This window comes from Paenibacillus endophyticus, assembly GCF_014192395.1.
Lineage (GTDB): Bacteria > Bacillota > Bacilli > Paenibacillales > Paenibacillaceae > Pristimantibacillus > Pristimantibacillus endophyticus.
In genome coordinates this window covers 38346-54282 of the sequence record NZ_JACHXW010000023.1, presented here as the reverse complement: position 1 = coordinate 54282, position 15937 = coordinate 38346, and the positions used below count along the sequence as shown (strand labels likewise).

Below are 15937 nucleotides of genomic sequence, written 5' to 3'. Positions count from 1 at the left end.
TCATCCATCATTATCGTTCTTCTTGCAAACAAGACTCGATGAATTCAAATAAACTTTTCCCCTCTACGGAGCGGTTTCCCCAATCATGCCAGAAGTACAGTACTTGCCCCACGACTCCCGCTTCTGCTGGGTCCGTATCCATGCAGAGGTAATCTCCGCCACCGTTTCCGGCAATCGGAATCCACTTGGCATTCCACAGAAACGGCTTGATTTCACTATCAATGCTCATCTCCAAGTCATCGGGATCGAATTCCTCTTGGAGGAAATTCCAGTTGTCTATAATTTCCGAAATCGGGGAAAGAGTCAGATTTCTTACAAAAGAACGAATCCCCACTCCGCCATCTTGTCCGTTATGTATGCGATAGAAGCTTTTAAACGATTCAGGAAGGGTGATCCCTAAGGTGTGCTCGATAAGCTGGAAATCCTCATCCCTTGCGCCTGGTTGCAGATGCAATGATTCTTTACCATTCGCGTCCAGATCCGAACTTCTATCCACTATACGCTCCCATAGCCGATCGGCTTGGTTGGTCATGACATTAGCCTCCCTTTCTTTGAACGTTTCTTTCCGATTCCGCAAACCGCATATACGATTGATCACGTTCGGCAGATCCATCAAGTTATCACAAATCGCGTCAGGCTCTGTATGCGATTCATCCTTGCTTTTAAGAATGGCAAACATCCCGAGCTCTTTAGCGGGAATAATATCAGCCATGATACTATCCCCTATAAATACGGTACGCTCGTATGAGGAATCTAAATCGTTTAAGGCGATTTGGAATATGGCGTGGTCCGGCTTTTTAATATGAATGGCTCCTGAGGTAACAATTACGCTGAAATAATCGGATATCCCTAATGCGGAAATCTTATTGCGTTGATAGAAATCTCTGCCGTTGGTAATTAAACCTAGTTTATAACCTTGCTGTTTTAATGTGCCGAGCATCTCGTGCAACCCAGGGAAACCAACACTGTGCAAATGAAAATTTGTGTTCAAATCATTTAACAGCTCCGCGTATAGGCTCTTATCGATATGGAACATGCCTATCAGCTTCGCATAAACTTCCTCTTTTGGCATAACGACGTTGTTTAATTCGGTAAACTTTTCTATAAACTCTCTTTTAACCGGAATAAACCTATTTAAACCAAACTGTTCATACTGGTAGTTCGCAAAGCCTAGAAGTGACAGGTTTTTATCGAACAATGTCTGGTCTAGGTCAAATATGACGGTATCAATTTTATCCAAAGCTGTTCTCCCCCCTGATTCATACCTACTCATAGCTTTTATGAAACCGTATTTGCGCCTATTGGCTCAGCCCGTGGTCCTCATCCATCGTCCATGCGAACTTTGTTGCAATCGCGATAGCGATGTTGGCTATTGCTTTTTCTAAATTATCATCCAAATGTCTGGGCACATCTATTTCAATTAAGTTTACCTCTATAACGCCATCGATCGTGTCAAAAGCATAATTCCCGTATGAGTCAGCAAGAATGCCTGTTAATGTAACCGGCTCTCCCTTGATATCTATACAAAAGCATAGAGCACTAACGATTGAAAATCCCAAATGATCAATTAAATATTGCTCTAAGTCACTAGATTGTATCCTTTTCGAATAATCCTTTGAGTGAACACTTACATAATCTTACATACAACTCGCCTCTCTTAGCCGCTGCTTTTTCTTCTACATTGCTTATACATCAGTGGTTAATCCATTTATTCGTCATGAACCCAACCTAAACCTCTCAGCGATGCTCTACTCTCACTCTTCTTGTACAATCAGACAGAACATGGCTGCAAAAAGCTAGAATTGATCACAACATGAAGAGATTACATCATCGTTGGCTATCGCTTGTTCTTCTATACTTTATAATGTAAGCGATTACATAATTGAAGGAGGCGGATTGATGAGGATGCGCTTTGAGGCGCTTATTGGAATGGCAACGCGTACGGCGTTATGCTTAACGATTCAAAAAAATGGAGGAATGAAAAATGATGGCTGCACCCCCGAGAGCTAATCGGGCAAGAAGGGCTTTTTATTATTGTTTGGGTCTTATTGTATTCCTGAATACGTTATTGCTAGCCCCTGCCCCCTCTTCCGCTGCTGTAGCGCCTTTTCCCGGTCCTAACAATCCGCTTATCTATGATGATTTCAACGGTAGCGGCGTGTTTAAACAAAACTGGATGAACTGGTTTAATCAAGCGGGCGGCACCGGAACCTTCACAAAAACGACGGTTGATACGCGCTCCGTTGGCAAGTTTGCGCAAACGCCCTCAACGAACGCCTCATGGGCCAAATTCCAACCATGGAATGAAGTCGTGAATTTAACCGGCTACCGCTACCTGAACTTTACCATGAAAAACCCCGGTTATGCCGATTCTCTCATTCGTATCGTCATCAACGATGGTTCGAGAAACTATACCCTTACCAACAACTGGGTAGCGGTATCTAGCGATTGGAGCGTAAGCCAGTTCGATCTCGACGCGCTCGATCCGGCCATAAACAAAGAAAAAATTAAATTCGAAATTTGGCTTAGACAAGCCGGCGGCGCTTACGGTGAAATTTTAATTGACGAAATATCCGCCACAACCGCTTCCAGCGGCACCGCCCCAACGCTAACCGCTACAAGCATGACCTCCAACTCAGATACGGCGAGCAATCAGAACACGCTGTTCACCTTTCAAGCGACTTATACGGATGCCGATAATCAAAAGCCTTATGCCATGCAGGTTGTAGTGGATGATAAAGCCTACGACATGCGGGAAACAGACAGTGGAGACACCACCTATTCGGATGGTAAAAGCTATGTGTATATGACTAAGCTGCCAGTTGGGAGCCATGCCCATTACTTCCGCACAACGGACCTTACCTCGAATGAGGTCAAAACCGCTGTTCAAGCTTCACCCATCGTGGCCTTCTCCGAGCAGGTCATTGACGTGGTCGTCAGCCAAGTCGGCTACAACACCAACGATTTCAAAAACGCCAAGGTCACATCGTCAGTGAAGCTGACGGATACCTCCTATGTGGTTAAGGATGGCGGAAGCGTCGTCGCATCAGGCAGCATGGAATATGAAAGCATTGTGTGGAACAAGCATGTCTATTCCATTGATTTCTCCTCTGTGACAGCAAACGGCAACGCATACACGCTTAAAAGCAACGGCGTTTCTTCTTTCATCTTCCCGATCCAGTCCAACATTTGGGATGGATTCAAAGACGAAATGACGGCCTTCTATCGTCTCCTGCGCGCGAGTGTAGCCACTTCGGATGCTTATCCGGCCGGCTATAGCAGCGTAGCGCCTTCGGCCAAGATGTTTCATCCGGCGGGGCATCTCGATGATGGGGCGTCCGCTGACGGCAGCATGCATTATGATCTGACCGGCGGCTGGTACGATGCCGGCGACTACGGCAAATACGGCGGTAACCAGTGGGTTGGCGCGCAGATTGCCCTCGCCTATGTCCGCTATGCTGATTCAAGCAGCGTTAAATACGATAATGACACCAACGGCATCCCCGACCTTGTCGATGAGGCGATCTTTGGAAGCGAGTACTTAATCAAGTATGCGGACCAGCTTGGCGGGGCAATGTATGATCTTAAAAATAATGCTTCGTTCGTCCATCCGCATAAATCGACGGACAACATTGCCGGAACGGCTGATGATCGTAAAATTTCCGGCTATGGCGTGGGTGGCTCTGCCAAGGCCGCCGGAACCCTTGCCGCTACGGCGCGCGCCATTCGTATAGCAATTGCAGAAGGCGACATTGCCCCTGCCAAAGTGACGGCACTCACTGCTTTTGCCGAAGCATGCGAAGAGGCTGCCGTTACTTTTTACGATTATGTCGCAGCCCATCCCACTGACCCGCATGGCTCCTACAGTACGAACGGCGGTATTGCTAACGCAAAGCTGCTGGCGGATGTAGAGCTCTATCTGTTGACCGATGACGTTAAGTATAAGGATGCCGCGACTGCCAATGTCAATACGCTGACCTTCGGCGACCTTTATGCGACTAACTACTGGGATATGCGTCCGATGTCGCTTGCCGAGTTTTACCCGGCTGCCGATGCCGCAACGCAGACCCACATCCACGGCTTGCTGAAGCAGCAGGTAAACTACTTCCTCTCCAATACAGACGATACGCCTTATGGCGTTTTCAATCAGTTCAAAAACTTCGGCGTCAATGAGCCTCATGCCTCTTACTTGGGCGACTTGCTTCGGTATTACGAGCTGTTCGAAGATCCTGCCGCTCTGCGCGCCGTATTAAAGGGCATGTACTGGATTTTCGGGGAGAACCCTTGGAATATTAGCTGGGTTTCCGGCCTTGGCTCCGACTTTGTTGACTTCCCGCATACGAGGTATGACGAGGAATCCAATACGGCCGGCGGCACAGGCGTTGTATTCCCAGGCGCCATGGTCAGCGGACCGAATATGAAAAATACGAAGGACAAAAAAAGCGTAAGCCCTTGGTATGAAGACCGCTCGCTTTTCCAGGACGATACGAATCAATGGCGGTACAACGAATTCAGCATTAGCATTCAGTCCGGGCTGCTCTATACGATAATGGGTTTGAGCGCGACCGACACATCCAATACTTCCGGCGGAACCTATCCGGTAGAGGTTCCCATTCTATCGCCTATCATTGGCGATTACGTCCGCGGCAACGTCACGGTATTTGCAGATCCAGAGCCTGGTTTAACAGCCATGGAGTACAGGGCCGGCGGCGCATATAGCGCCATGACGGTTTCAGGTTCCGTCTATTCTGCCGCTATTAATGAAAGTGCTTCGGCTCCTTACAGCAACAAACGGGTTGATATTAGAGGAACCGACACACTTGGCAACCATACGTTCAGCTCTACCCACTATACCGTTGCAGCACCGCTGCCTGATCCATCGACACCGCTGCTTTATGATGATTTCGGCGGGGGCGGCCTGTGGGGATCTACGGGCGGCAATAACCAATGGGTAAATTGGTATAGCCAAAACGGCGGCACGACAACGTTTGCCAAAACGACAGCGGACAGCCGTACGGTCGGCAAGTTTACGCAAACGCCAGCTTCCGCTACCTCCTATGCCAAGTTCCAGCCATGGCATGACGAGGTTGATTTATCCGGCTACCGCTACTTGAACTTCGGATTAAAAAATGCTGGATCTGCTGATTTACGTGTCAGAATCGAGCTTTCAGACGGCACTCGCACGCATAACCTGACAGGCGGCTGGGCTACTGTTCCTGCTTCATGGACGAACCTGCAGGTTAATCTGGACGGACTCGCCAACACCGTTAATAAGAAAAACGCAAAGCTTGCTATATGGCTCAGTTCCACCTCCGGCAGTTATAGTGAGCTGTTGGTCGATGACATTTCTGCGACGAATATGGCTAGCGGAAGCGCCCCTACGCTAACGGCGGGTGGTGTGAACCTGACTGCAGGAGACGCGGCAACCGACTTCACATTTAATGTGACGTATACGGATGCAGATAATGAAGCGCCTTTCGCAATGGAGCTTATCCTCGACGGTGTCGTGCGGAACATGATCCCTGTGAATACAGGCGATACCACGTACACGGATGGCAAAGCCTATACGTACACGGCGAAGCTGCCGCTTGGCGTCCATTCCTATTACTTCCACACGACGGACACGACTTCTAACGCAGTCAGTACCGCCGTGCAGTCTGGTCCTGAGGTCAGCCAGGCGCTTTTCTCCGATGATTTTAACGACGGGAATGCCGATGGATGGTCGCCCGTCAGCGGAACATGGGCCGTACAATCCGAGCAATATAACGGCCAAGCAGCTGGCGGCAACAGCCACTCCGTAACCGGCAGCGTCTATTGGACGGATTACACGCTGGAGGCCAAAGTGAGCGTCACCAACAACTCAGGCGGCAATAAGGATGCAGGCCTCGTATTCCGTTACACGGACGAGAGCAACTATTACGTGCTTTATCTCAAAAACAACGATAAATCGGGCCGAAAAATGGAGCTCGTCAAAATCGTTGGCGGGGTTAAAACCTCGCTTGGCTTCGCTAATCCGAGCATTGCCGCGGACACTCTGTATGCTTACAAGGTAGTTGTCGATGGGAGCTCCATTACCGCCTATAAGGATGGCATAGCCGAGATCAGCGTAACCGACAGCTCCTTTAGCAGCGGCAAAATAGGAACGCGAGTCTATGCGCACACCAAAGCCGTTTTTGATGACGTGATTGTAACGAGATAGAGAGGGTTTACAGCAGATAGAGCTGTCTCCAAGGTCACTTCAGACCTTGAGGGCAGCTCTATTTCTGCTATAAAGATATGTACGATTTAAAAACGCTTCAATGCACGCTCTTCCCGTCCGCCCTTTCAACCAGTTCATAGGACGCTTTCCGCCCCCAAACGATAAATGCCGTAGCGGCCACACCAATTACGGCGCACATGAGATACATGGTTGAATAAGAGGTCAGGTCGGCAACCGGTCCCATGATTATGCCTCCTAGGGATACGCCGAGGTCCGCTGTCGCGATAAACAATCCGATTAATACGCCTCGTTCCGCCTTAGGCAGAACAAAGCTCAAGTATGTCGTCAACGTTGGATAGAGCAACGCCTGCGCGATGCCGAGCAATAACGCGCCTGCGTAGAACAAAGGAGCCCCCGCGCTCGCGGAGAAACTGACGGCAAGCGAAGCCGAGATGAGCAGCAGCATCATCCCTCCGACGAAAGAGGAACGCCACTTGCCATCTGACGGTATCCATTTTCGGAGCAAAAATCTAGCAGCCACTACAATCGCGGCCTGAATCATAAGGTAGACTGCCGCACTGCCTCCACTGATCTGCGGGGCGTACAGCGGTACAAACGTGGTTACTGCACCAAACACCAACGAGGCGCTTAGCATCAACACGCTGCATCTGAATAGGTGTGGATTCCTTATACACTGGCTCATGGCGCTCAGCATTGACCTTGCAGGGCTCCGCTGCCCGCTCCCATCTCCCGCTTCCGCCGGCTTTTTCTCCATGCGTGCCGTAAAGCCCACAACGCCAGTCAATATCGCGATTATAGTCATCGATATGGCAAATACACTCATTTCTCCCGTCTCCCACATGCCAATAGCCAGCAGCGGTCCGAATATTCCCGGCAAATAGGAGCACAGAGAATACATGGAGATACCTTGCGAGCGGTCCTTGTCGGGCAGTGCGTCGATAATGCCAAGCTGCAGTGCCATGGAGAAGAAGGCGGTGCACGCACCTTGCAGCATGCGAGCCAAGAAGTATCCCTCAAGACCAGTGAACGTGTATAACAGAAGCGCAAGAGCATTGACAGCAAGCAGGACGCGCAGCACCCGGATTGGCCCGTAACGCTGGATCAGACCGCCGGCCCAGGGCCGGAATACCATCGTCGTCAGCAAGTAAGCTCCCATAATGATGCCGATGGTCGTATTTGTTGCTCCCAGCGCTTCTCCCTTCAATGGAATGATGACATTCAGAATCGAGTTGGCGCTGAAATAGAGCAGCGTAAGCAAATACAGCCGAAGAAATGACCAGGATAACGCACCTTTCACTGCTTTTTCTCCTTTCCTAATTCACTCGGGTACAGCTCTCGTGCATCGTTAAGATATGACCTTGCTTAGCAGTTCTTTTGCATACGGAGATTGGACATGCTTCAGCTCCTCGGTCTCTACGAGCTCCACCATTTCCCCGCCGCAAATAATCATGACTCTGTCACATAGATAAGCCGCCGCCTGGATATCATGGGTAATAAAAATATATCCCATGCCATATGAGGTCCTCAGCTGTTTCAGCAATTCCAGTACTTGCATTTGGACCGAACCGTCGAGCGAGCTTATCGCTTCGTCCAGTAGGATGCATTGGGGCTCCGCGGATACCGCCCTCGCAATGCATACCCGCTGTGCCTCACCGCCGGACAGCTCGTGGGGATATCTCGTTAGATAAGATTCGTCCAGCCCAACTTGCCGCAGCAGCTTGCCTATGTCGAACGGTCTGCTTGCTGTCCCCGCAAGCCTTAGAGGCTCAAGAATCGCCTGCCGTACCGTAAAGAACGGATTGATCGACGAAGTATAATCCTGAAAGACTGCGCTGATAGCTCCCCGTCTCGTACTTCGATCCGAGATGGGTTTACCGCCGAATGTAATGATGCCGCTATCCGGCTCCTCGATGCCGAGAAGCAAACGGCCCAGCGTCGATTTGCCGCTGCCGCTTTCGCCGATGATGCCTAAGGTCTCGCCCTGCCTCCATTCAAACCCGATATCGCGAAGCACTTGATTACGAGCTTTACGGAACCAGTCCGTCTGCCGATATGATTTATTCACGCCTTCAACCTTTAGCAACGTCTGCATCTCCCATCAATTGTTCAAAATGGCGACTCATTGCCTGCTTGGAGGAAACCAAGTAACGGGTATACGGATGGCTCGCGCCGGCGAAGATGTTCTTGGTCGTACCGTGTTCGACGACTCCCCCGTCTTTCATGACGAGCACATTGTCCGCAATGCGTCTGACTGCGCCTAAATCATGTGACACAAAAATCATGGCGCTTCCCAGCCGCTCTCGCAACCGCATGAATTGCTCCACCACCTCATATGCAGTGACGGCGTCAAGCGCGGTCGTCGGTTCGTCGGCGATGATAACATCCGGCTCCAGCACAATGGCAAGCGAGATCATGACCCGCTGCAACATGCCGCCAGACAGCTCATGAGGGTAGCTGCGCATCACCACAGCCGGCTCCTTCAAGCCTACGCTGGACATCGTCGCGGTGAGCCTGGTTTCCATTTCGGCTCGGCTCCAATTGAAATGGACGCCTAGCGTCTCTAACAGATGAGCGCCGATTGGTCGCGAAGGATCGAACGCGCTCATACCGTTCTGCATAATCATGCAGAATCGCCGCCCTCTGAACTTGCGCATCTCCTTGTCAGACAGCTTCGACAAATCCTCTCCGTTCAGAGCCACGAAGCCTGACTGCCTAACGCCTGTCCGATTAAGCCGCATGAGAGATTTGCATGTCAACGACTTGCCGCTTCCGCTCTCTCCCACGATGGCCAGGCATTCCCCCTGTGCGAGTCGAAAAGAGCTGTCATGCACCAAAACGCGGCCGGAGCGCTCCTCCCAAATGTTCAAATGTTCGACCTCGAGTACATGCATTCCGTTCATGCTACCTCCTTTCCGCTCAGCCTCGGCGGAATCACGCCAGCGCCTGCCTTGGCGCGCTTTTCCGAGAGCATCAGCTTGGGGTCAAGCGCCTTCTGCAGACCATCCGACAGGAAGTTAACCGCCGACACCAAAACGATAATCGCCAGGCCCGGAGCCAACATCAGCTCGGGACGAGTGAACATGACGGCTCTCGCCTCGTTCATCATCATCCCCCACTCTGCGTGTGGAGCCTGAATGCCGAGACCGAGAAAGGACAAGCCGGATATTTGGAGAATCATCGATCCGAGAGCACCGCTGGAAATGACCGCAATCTCCGGCAGCGCAATCGGCGCGATATGCCGCGTCATAATGCCAATGTGACCGATACCAAGCACTCTGGCGAACTTCACGTAGTCAGCATCCGCGTATTGCATAACCGCTGTGCGAAAGACTCGGGCAAACCAGGCCCACTTCATCATAACGAACGCGATCAGAATATTGGTCAGCCCAGCCCCCATTATGCCGACAATCGCCAGCGTCATGACGTAGCCCGGGAACGAAAGCATGACATCGCAAATTCGCATGATTACCGCATCGGTCTTTCCACGGAAATAACCCGCGGCGAAACCGAGAAAGGCACCTATGATGGCGGTCGCCCCAAGAGCTGCAAGAACCCATAGCACGCTTGGACGAATGCCGTAGATTAGACGTGACAGAATGCATCTTCCCAAATGATCGTTGCCGAGCCAATAGCCCCAGGAAGCGCCCGAAAACCGCAGCTCCATATTCACTTCGTTCGGAGGGTGTGGGGCAATTAACGGGGCGCATAAGCCGATCAATAGCGTTGCCGCCACGACGCAGAGAGAGGCCGCCGCCAGTTTATCCTTCATCAATCGTTGAAGCAGCTTCATTAGATCCCCTTCCTTAGCTTTGGGTTCACCGCCGTGTTTAACAAATCGGACGCCGTATTGAAGAGAACGAACGCGACGGCCAGCACCAGAACATAAGCTTGTATAATGGGGAAATCCCGGTTCAAAATGGAATTGACGGTAAGCGTCCCGAGGCCCGGCCACGCGAATATATTTTCTACGACAACCGTACTTCCCAAGATGACCGGTATGGCAAGACCGAACACCGATACGGCGACTTGCAGGGAATTGCGCAGCACTTGTATGGTCAAGCTTCTTTCCGACAATCCGCAAGCACGGCCGTACAAGACATAGTCTTCGTTTAGATTGCTCAGCATGGAGCTTCGAATGATTCGGAAATACAAGCCGGCGTAGCCGATTACGATGACGGCAACCGGAAGCACATAACTGAGGTGTGAATCCATGCCGCTTGTCGGCAGCAAATCAAGCTTGACGGAGAAGTACCATACCATAAGCGCCGACAGCCAGTAGGAGGGCATCGAGGTGAGCAGGAAGGAGACGCTCCTTACCGAAAGATCCAGCCACTTGCCTTCCCTCAGGGCACACACAATGCCAAGTGCAATTGACAGAACAATAATGAACAGCGAGGACACCAAGGTCAGATTCAGCGTGTTCATTAATGCAGGGCCGAGCAGCGACCAAACCGGCTTGCCGCTTACATAGGAACTACCGAAATCAAGCTGTAGGCAAGACAGCAACCAATCCCAGTACCGTGCCAACAGCGGACGGTCCATGCCAAGCTCACTCCTCGTCGCCGCAATCAAATCCTCCGTTATGGTTGGCACCCCTTGCGCATGCAGAACGACTTCGGCTGGGTCCATTGGCGACAGACCGTTCAATATAAAGGTCAAGAATGAAATGACAACAAGCAGCGGAATGACAGCGCCAATCCGTTTCAACGCGTAACCGAGCATAACTCTATCCTCCACACCTCGTTTGGTCTCTGGTAAAGTGGTCTGACGTTATTCGAAACGCATCTGCTCGAACGGAAGCTCATATTGCGTTTGTTTGAAAGATATGCCTTGCAGATTAGAGGGAGCAACTACCGTAACGCTGCCGTTCGTAATCGGTATAAAGACAGCCTCGTCATGAACAATTGTAAGAATATCCTTATAAAGCGCCTTTCTCGTCTCTTCATCCGTTGATACCATTACAGCGTCGATTTTACGGTACAGCTCCTCCGCCTGAGGTATACCGCTTGTCGTGAAGCGATAAGCGGATTCGGTGGCAAATGCGGTAATTGTGCTTTGCGGATCGTACGCCAGACCCCATGTCTGATTGAACAGCAGCTCATAATCGCCTGTTGACCGCCTGTTGGCAATCGCGGGAGATTCCTCACCGACGAGTTCCAGCTTCATACCAATCTTGGTTGTCTCACTTTGCAGCAGTTCCGCCTGCGTTTTCTGCGATGCAGAGTTGACATCGTAATACAGCTTGATCGAAAGCTGACGCCCATCTTTTGTCCGAACTTCTGCGCCTCCATCCTTCGTCCAGCCTGCCTCCTCCAGCAGTTTGGCGGCCGCTTCAGGATTATAGTCCCGCTTCTGCAGTCCAACATCGGCATAATTCACATTTAAAGAAAACAACGTCTCCGCAGGAGTTTCCGTTTCATTGAAAATCGTGCGGCTGATGGTCTCTCGGTCGATCGATTGCCAGATAGCCTCCCTTACCGCCTTCTCGCTTACAGGACTTGCGGCATTACTGCTATTTGCCACGATCATCTTCGTATTCATTGATTTGCTTCGAACAATCTGGTAGTCGCCTGAATCAGCTAGCCGCTGCATGGCGTCCACGTCAATGCTGTCGGCGCCGCGATCGTCAGTGAACACGAAGTTGACTTCACCCTTCTGCAACGCCAACAGTGTCGTCTCGCCCGCAGGCAGCACCTTTGCCGTAATTGTTTTTACTTGGGGAGCTCCGTTCCAATATTGCTCATTCGCAGCAAACCTGGCGAATTGCTCCGTCACTTGCTCGTCAAGCTTGTAAGGACCTGTGCCGTTATAACCCGCGACGCCGTCTTTCGTCTCTCCGTTTAGGAAGTCCTTTGGTGAGAGGAAGACATACGGACGTGTCATCGACAGTTCAAGCAGCGTGGGATAATAAGGCTCTTTCAGCTTCAATTGAACAGTGTGTTCGTCGATTGCGACAACGTTATCAAGCTTGGAAGACAGCTTAATCCATGCATGTTTGGCTGCATTGCGCTGCACGGCTTCAATGTTCAGCTTGACCGCTTCGGCATTAAATGGCTCTCCATCATGAAACTTCACGTTCTTCCGCAGTTGGAAGGTATATACCTTGCCGTCTTCCGAGATGCTCCAGGATTCTGCCAGTTGAGGCTTAATGCCTTCCGGTGTATTCTCTACCAGCGATTCATATACAATGCCTTGCGCCGCCAACGAACCCGGATACAGATGCGGATTCATGTCGTTAACGTCTTTCGCGGTGGCATACACCAGCTCCGGCGCTTGCTCCACCGACGCCTTTTTATTGTTGTTGCCTTCACCGCATCCTGCCAACAACACGATGACTAGAAGAAATGCCAGCAGCACGGCTGCTCTGTTTCTTTTCATTTTTTGACGCTCCTTTTTCTAAATAGTAATACTTACGAATAACAACCACTTGATTGTAATAATAACTATTATCATTGTCAATCCATTTTTTTCTTATTTTCTTTATTCAAAAAGGAGTTGACTGGTTACCAATATCTTACTATGATAAAATCGAGTTTATTCGTAATTATTACAATTAATATTGAGTACATTGTTATCCTCATTCTGCATACCGTAACGGAGGGTTGTCCGCATGAGTCATGAAATGGATTTCGTCAAATGCAATCCCGCGAGCAATATGACGATTCTCGTCATGGGTGAGTTCCCCGCAGAACAGCATCCCCGAATCGCCTCGCAAATGATGGATAGCAGCCACCTGTGCGCCGAACAGGTCGGATTTGTCGAAAAGCCCACGCACGCTGGCTTCGCTGCTAAGCTTCAGATGGCGGGAGGCGAGTTCTGCGGCAATGCCTGCTTGGCGCTGACCGCTTGTCTCGCATCAGAGCGATCGATGAAGCCAGGCGAGACGCTGGAGCTATTGCTGGAGGCTTCCGGCTCGGAGCTTCCTGTTCTCTGCCGCGTGGAGAAATTGGACAATAAATATTTATGCGAGGCTGGCATGCCGGTTCCGAAAGAAGTGAAGGAGGGCGTCATCCCATTCGAAGGTATGATGCTGGAGCTAGGCATCGTCCGTTACGCTGGCTTCTTCCATCTAGTAATCGACTGTGAAAGATTCGGAATTGAACGGGCATCGGCCGAGCGTCTGGCGAAGCTGCTTGGTGTCACATCAGGAGATGCAGTGGTCGGTGTCATGCTGTACAGCCCCTCCACTCATGAGCTTGCACCACTTATCTACGTCCCTGCTCTCGGCAGTTTGATTTGGGAACAAGGTTGCGGCTCAGGAACGGCTTCGCTCGGCTGTTATCTCGCATGGAAGAGACGCAGCACAGTAGACATGCCCTTGCGTCAGCCCGGAGGCACCATTCACGCAAGCGTTGGTTGGAGCGAGGGGGAAATAATCGGCATAACCATAAGATCCGCCGTCAGCATTGTCGCCCGAGGCAAGGCTTATATAGACGATTGCATCCAATATTCTTTACAAGGAGGATTATCATCATGACAAATAGACTTTATCCATCACTTCTTTTTTTCCGTGACCGATTCGTCCAGGCAGCCGCCATGTATGACGGGACCACCCTATACCATTCAGAGCTGCAGCAGACGATAGACGACTACGCCGCCTTTATTACCGACGAGAAAAATCAACGGTTATGGTCTGATCTTAAAGCCGGCGACATCGAGGAGTTCCATCCGCTTATTAGGCAGCTGCGAGATACATCCGCTCATTGCGTCGCCATTATGGAGAAGTATCGCGCGCTCAATATGCTGCGTGATGGCGATGGCACGCATGCGTACTTTCACCATATCGAAGCTTCAATCGAGAAGGAGTTCGGCAGCTTTACTGTGACAGCCGATTCCAAGGTGCTGCTAATCGGCTCCGGCTCGTTCCCGATGACGCCGCTGCTCATAGCAAAGCGCACGGGTGCGGAAGTGACGGGAATAGACATTGACAGCGAAGCAGTAGAATTAGGCAAACAGGTAGTCGACCGGTTAGGCCCGAAACTGCCTATCCGGCTGGAGAACCTTCCGCTGGAGCAATTGCATGACATCGGCAAGTTTAGCCACATCATTTTCAGCTCCACCGTGCCGGTCAAATACGCGCTCCTTGGTTGGCTATATGATGCGGTTCGCCCCGATGTCATTGTGGCCATGCGTTATGGGGACGGCTTAAAAGCACTCTTCAACTACCCTATGAAATCAGTAGATGAGCACAAATGGCAGCTCTCCGAAACGGTGGTTCGACCAGGGCATGTATTCGATGTTGCGTTGTATCGCAAAACGTTGGCTCCCTCCTACGTAGGGGGGACTGCGATATGAGCCTGCTTCGTAAGGTCCTCATTGCAGGAACTGGTCCAGCTGCCGTGCAGCTCGCCGTGCTGCTTAAGCGATTACGAAGCAGCAATGTCGGCATTGCCGGACGAAAGTCCGTCCGCTCCGATCCATTCTTCGATGCGCTTCGTCAGAGCGGTGGCGCTGTTTCCGTCGATGCGGGCCATTCGAGGCTGGAAAAGCTTAAGGGCGAATGCTTCGTCGACGCAGTATTCCATGAATATAGGAACATAGATGAACAGTGGGATACGCTCATTCTGTCCGTGACAGCGGATGCATATCTGCCCGTGCTGGCGCAGCTGCGAACAGAGCTTTTGCAAAACCTGCGCTGCGTGGCACTCATCTCCCCGACGTTTGGTTCCAACGCGCTTATTCGGAATTATCTAAGGGAACAAGGCTGCAACGCCGAGGTAATCAGCTTCTCCACCTACTTGGGAGACACACGCCGGATGGAGGGCAGAGAGCCGAACCATGTGCTGACAACTGCTAAGAAGCGAAAGGTTTACGCCGGAGCGGCAGGAATTTCTTCCGAGTCCGTGAAGACGTTTCGTCAGCTCTACGGTGAGGCGGGCATTACGCTGGAAGCGATGGATACGGCGCTCGAAGCAGAGACGCGCAATATCTCCCTGTACGTGCATCCGCCTTTATTTATGAACGCGTTCTCCCTCGGTGTCATATTCGGCCGACCAGCCGTTCCGAAGTTTGTTTACAAGCTGTTTCCTGAAGGCCCGATTACTCCGGTCCTCATACGGGAGATGCTGGAACTGTGGAAGGAGGTCTCTTCACTGGTAGAGAAGCTAAATGTGAAGGCGGTTAACCTTCTTCAATTCATGGTCGACGACAATTATCCGGTTAGGCCGGAAAGCTTGGCACGTCAGGATATTGATGCATTTCCAGAGCTTCATCCTTCTCACCAGCAATATTGTCTGTACGTCCGTTACGCATCGCTGTTAATCGACCCATACTCGGAGCCTGATCGGAATGGTCGATACTTTGACTTCTCAGCCGTTCCGCTTCGGCCTATATTTCTCAACCACGAAGGAGCCTGGGAAATTCCCCGAATGCCTAAGGAAGACTATTACCGAATCAAAATCATTCAAGGCATCGCCTGCTCGAGCCGCGTGTCTTGCCCTACCATCGACACGTTTCTCGCGCGTTACGAGCGGTATCTGCTAGACGCTGCGGGGTCGCTAACGGGCAGTCCCCTAACAGAAGCCTTTACGCCTCAAAGCTTTGAAGGGGATATTGGGCGAATTTGTACGGAGTTGCAACTTTCTAACGCTTTTGAAGCGTAAACGGATTGTCTAGGAACGGATCGTCTTGAATCGGATTAATCTCGCATAACAGAAAGCATGGCCGCTCATGATGAACGGCCATGCTTTTCCCCTTAACCTTTATGTGCTTTCGATT

At 51.0% G+C, this 15937-nt stretch carries 11 protein-coding genes and 1 pseudogene; 4 read left to right on the top strand and 8 right to left on the bottom strand.

Going from position 1 to position 15937, the window contains the following annotated elements; all coding sequences use genetic code 11:
• Positions 1-10: 10 nt before the first annotated feature.
• Positions 11-532, bottom strand: a complete 522-nt coding sequence (locus FHS16_RS32515; RefSeq protein ID WP_183569939.1) for an SMI1/KNR4 family protein — start codon at positions 530-532, stop codon at positions 11-13.
• An 87-nt stretch (positions 533-619) separates the two neighbouring features.
• Positions 620-1273: pseudogene (locus FHS16_RS32510) on the bottom strand (HAD family hydrolase); the annotation flags it as partial.
• A gap of 711 nt (positions 1274-1984) precedes the next feature.
• Here FHS16_RS32510 and FHS16_RS26320 point away from each other — a divergent pair.
• Positions 1985-6199 (top strand): glycoside hydrolase family 9 protein, encoded by a 4215-nt coding sequence (locus FHS16_RS26320; RefSeq protein ID WP_183569822.1) that lies wholly within the window; start codon positions 1985-1987, stop codon positions 6197-6199.
• A 97-nt stretch (positions 6200-6296) separates the two neighbouring features.
• Here FHS16_RS26320 and cntE read toward each other — a convergent pair whose 3' ends face one another.
• The 6 genes from cntE to cntA are packed head-to-tail and all read right to left on the bottom strand — an operon-like array spanning position 6297 to position 12598.
• Complete coding sequence (cntE, locus tag FHS16_RS26315) at positions 6297-7517, bottom strand: staphylopine family metallophore export MFS transporter CntE (protein ID WP_183569820.1); 1221 nt, start codon at positions 7515-7517, stop codon at positions 6297-6299.
• A 48-nt stretch (positions 7518-7565) separates the two neighbouring features.
• Positions 7566-8303, bottom strand: a complete 738-nt coding sequence (locus FHS16_RS26310) for an ABC transporter ATP-binding protein (protein ID WP_183569818.1) — start codon at positions 8301-8303, stop codon at positions 7566-7568.
• Positions 8290-9111, bottom strand: coding sequence for a staphylopine uptake ABC transporter ATP-binding protein CntD (gene cntD / locus FHS16_RS26305; RefSeq protein ID WP_183569938.1), 822 nt, complete (start codon positions 9109-9111; stop codon positions 8290-8292). The genes FHS16_RS26310 and cntD overlap by 14 nt, the downstream gene beginning before the upstream one ends.
• Positions 9112-9116: 5 nt before the next feature.
• Positions 9117-10010, bottom strand: coding sequence for a staphylopine uptake ABC transporter permease subunit CntC (cntC, locus tag FHS16_RS26300; RefSeq protein WP_183569816.1), 894 nt, complete (start codon positions 10008-10010; stop codon positions 9117-9119).
• Entirely contained in the window at positions 10010-10942 is a 933-nt protein-coding gene (opp1B, locus tag FHS16_RS26295; protein ID WP_183569814.1) for a nickel/cobalt ABC transporter permease, read from the bottom strand. Before opp1B ends, cntC begins: the two co-directional genes overlap by 1 nt.
• Positions 10943-10990: 48 nt before the next feature.
• On the bottom strand, positions 10991-12598 hold the full coding sequence (cntA, locus tag FHS16_RS26290; protein WP_183569812.1) for a staphylopine-dependent metal ABC transporter substrate-binding lipoprotein: 1608 nt from the start codon (positions 12596-12598) through the stop codon (positions 10991-10993).
• Positions 12599-12830: 232 nt separating this feature from the next.
• Here cntA and FHS16_RS26285 point away from each other — a divergent pair, with 232 nt between their 5' ends.
• The 3 genes from FHS16_RS26285 to FHS16_RS26275 are packed head-to-tail and all read left to right on the top strand — an operon-like array spanning position 12831 to position 15822.
• Positions 12831-13697: a histidine racemase CntK family protein gene (locus FHS16_RS26285; protein ID WP_183569810.1), complete on the top strand. Its 867-nt coding sequence runs from the start codon at positions 12831-12833 to the stop codon at positions 13695-13697.
• Positions 13694-14515, top strand: coding sequence for a class I SAM-dependent methyltransferase (locus FHS16_RS26280; protein ID WP_183569808.1), 822 nt, complete (start codon positions 13694-13696; stop codon positions 14513-14515). Before FHS16_RS26285 ends, FHS16_RS26280 begins: the two co-directional genes overlap by 4 nt.
• The gene (locus FHS16_RS26275; protein WP_183569806.1) at positions 14512-15822 is read left to right on the top strand and encodes an opine metallophore biosynthesis dehydrogenase; all 1311 of its coding nucleotides are present in this window, start codon (positions 14512-14514) and stop codon (positions 15820-15822) included. Before FHS16_RS26280 ends, FHS16_RS26275 begins: the two co-directional genes overlap by 4 nt.
• Positions 15823-15937 lie beyond the last annotated feature (115 nt).

What these genes read in the sequence shown, in the direction of transcription:
- FHS16_RS32515 (WP_183569939.1), bottom strand. Translation starts at nt 532, where the DNA reads ATGACCAACCAAGCCGATCGGCTATGGGAGCGTATAGTGGATAGAAGT.
- FHS16_RS26320 (WP_183569822.1), top strand. Translation starts at nt 1,985, where the DNA reads ATGATGGCTGCACCCCCGAGAGCTAATCGGGCAAGAAGGGCTTTTTAT.
- cntD (WP_183569938.1), bottom strand. Translation starts at nt 9,111, where the DNA reads ATGCATGTACTCGAGGTCGAACATTTGAACATTTGGGAGGAGCGCTCC.
- cntC (WP_183569816.1), bottom strand. Translation starts at nt 10,010, where the DNA reads ATGAAGCTGCTTCAACGATTGATGAAGGATAAACTGGCGGCGGCCTCT.
- opp1B (WP_183569814.1), bottom strand. Translation starts at nt 10,942, where the DNA reads ATGCTCGGTTACGCGTTGAAACGGATTGGCGCTGTCATTCCGCTGCTT.
- cntA (WP_183569812.1), bottom strand. Translation starts at nt 12,598, where the DNA reads ATGAAAAGAAACAGAGCAGCCGTGCTGCTGGCATTTCTTCTAGTCATC.
- FHS16_RS26285 (WP_183569810.1), top strand. Translation starts at nt 12,831, where the DNA reads ATGAGTCATGAAATGGATTTCGTCAAATGCAATCCCGCGAGCAATATG.
- FHS16_RS26280 (WP_183569808.1), top strand. Translation starts at nt 13,694, where the DNA reads ATGACAAATAGACTTTATCCATCACTTCTTTTTTTCCGTGACCGATTC.
- FHS16_RS26275 (WP_183569806.1), top strand. Translation starts at nt 14,512, where the DNA reads ATGAGCCTGCTTCGTAAGGTCCTCATTGCAGGAACTGGTCCAGCTGCC.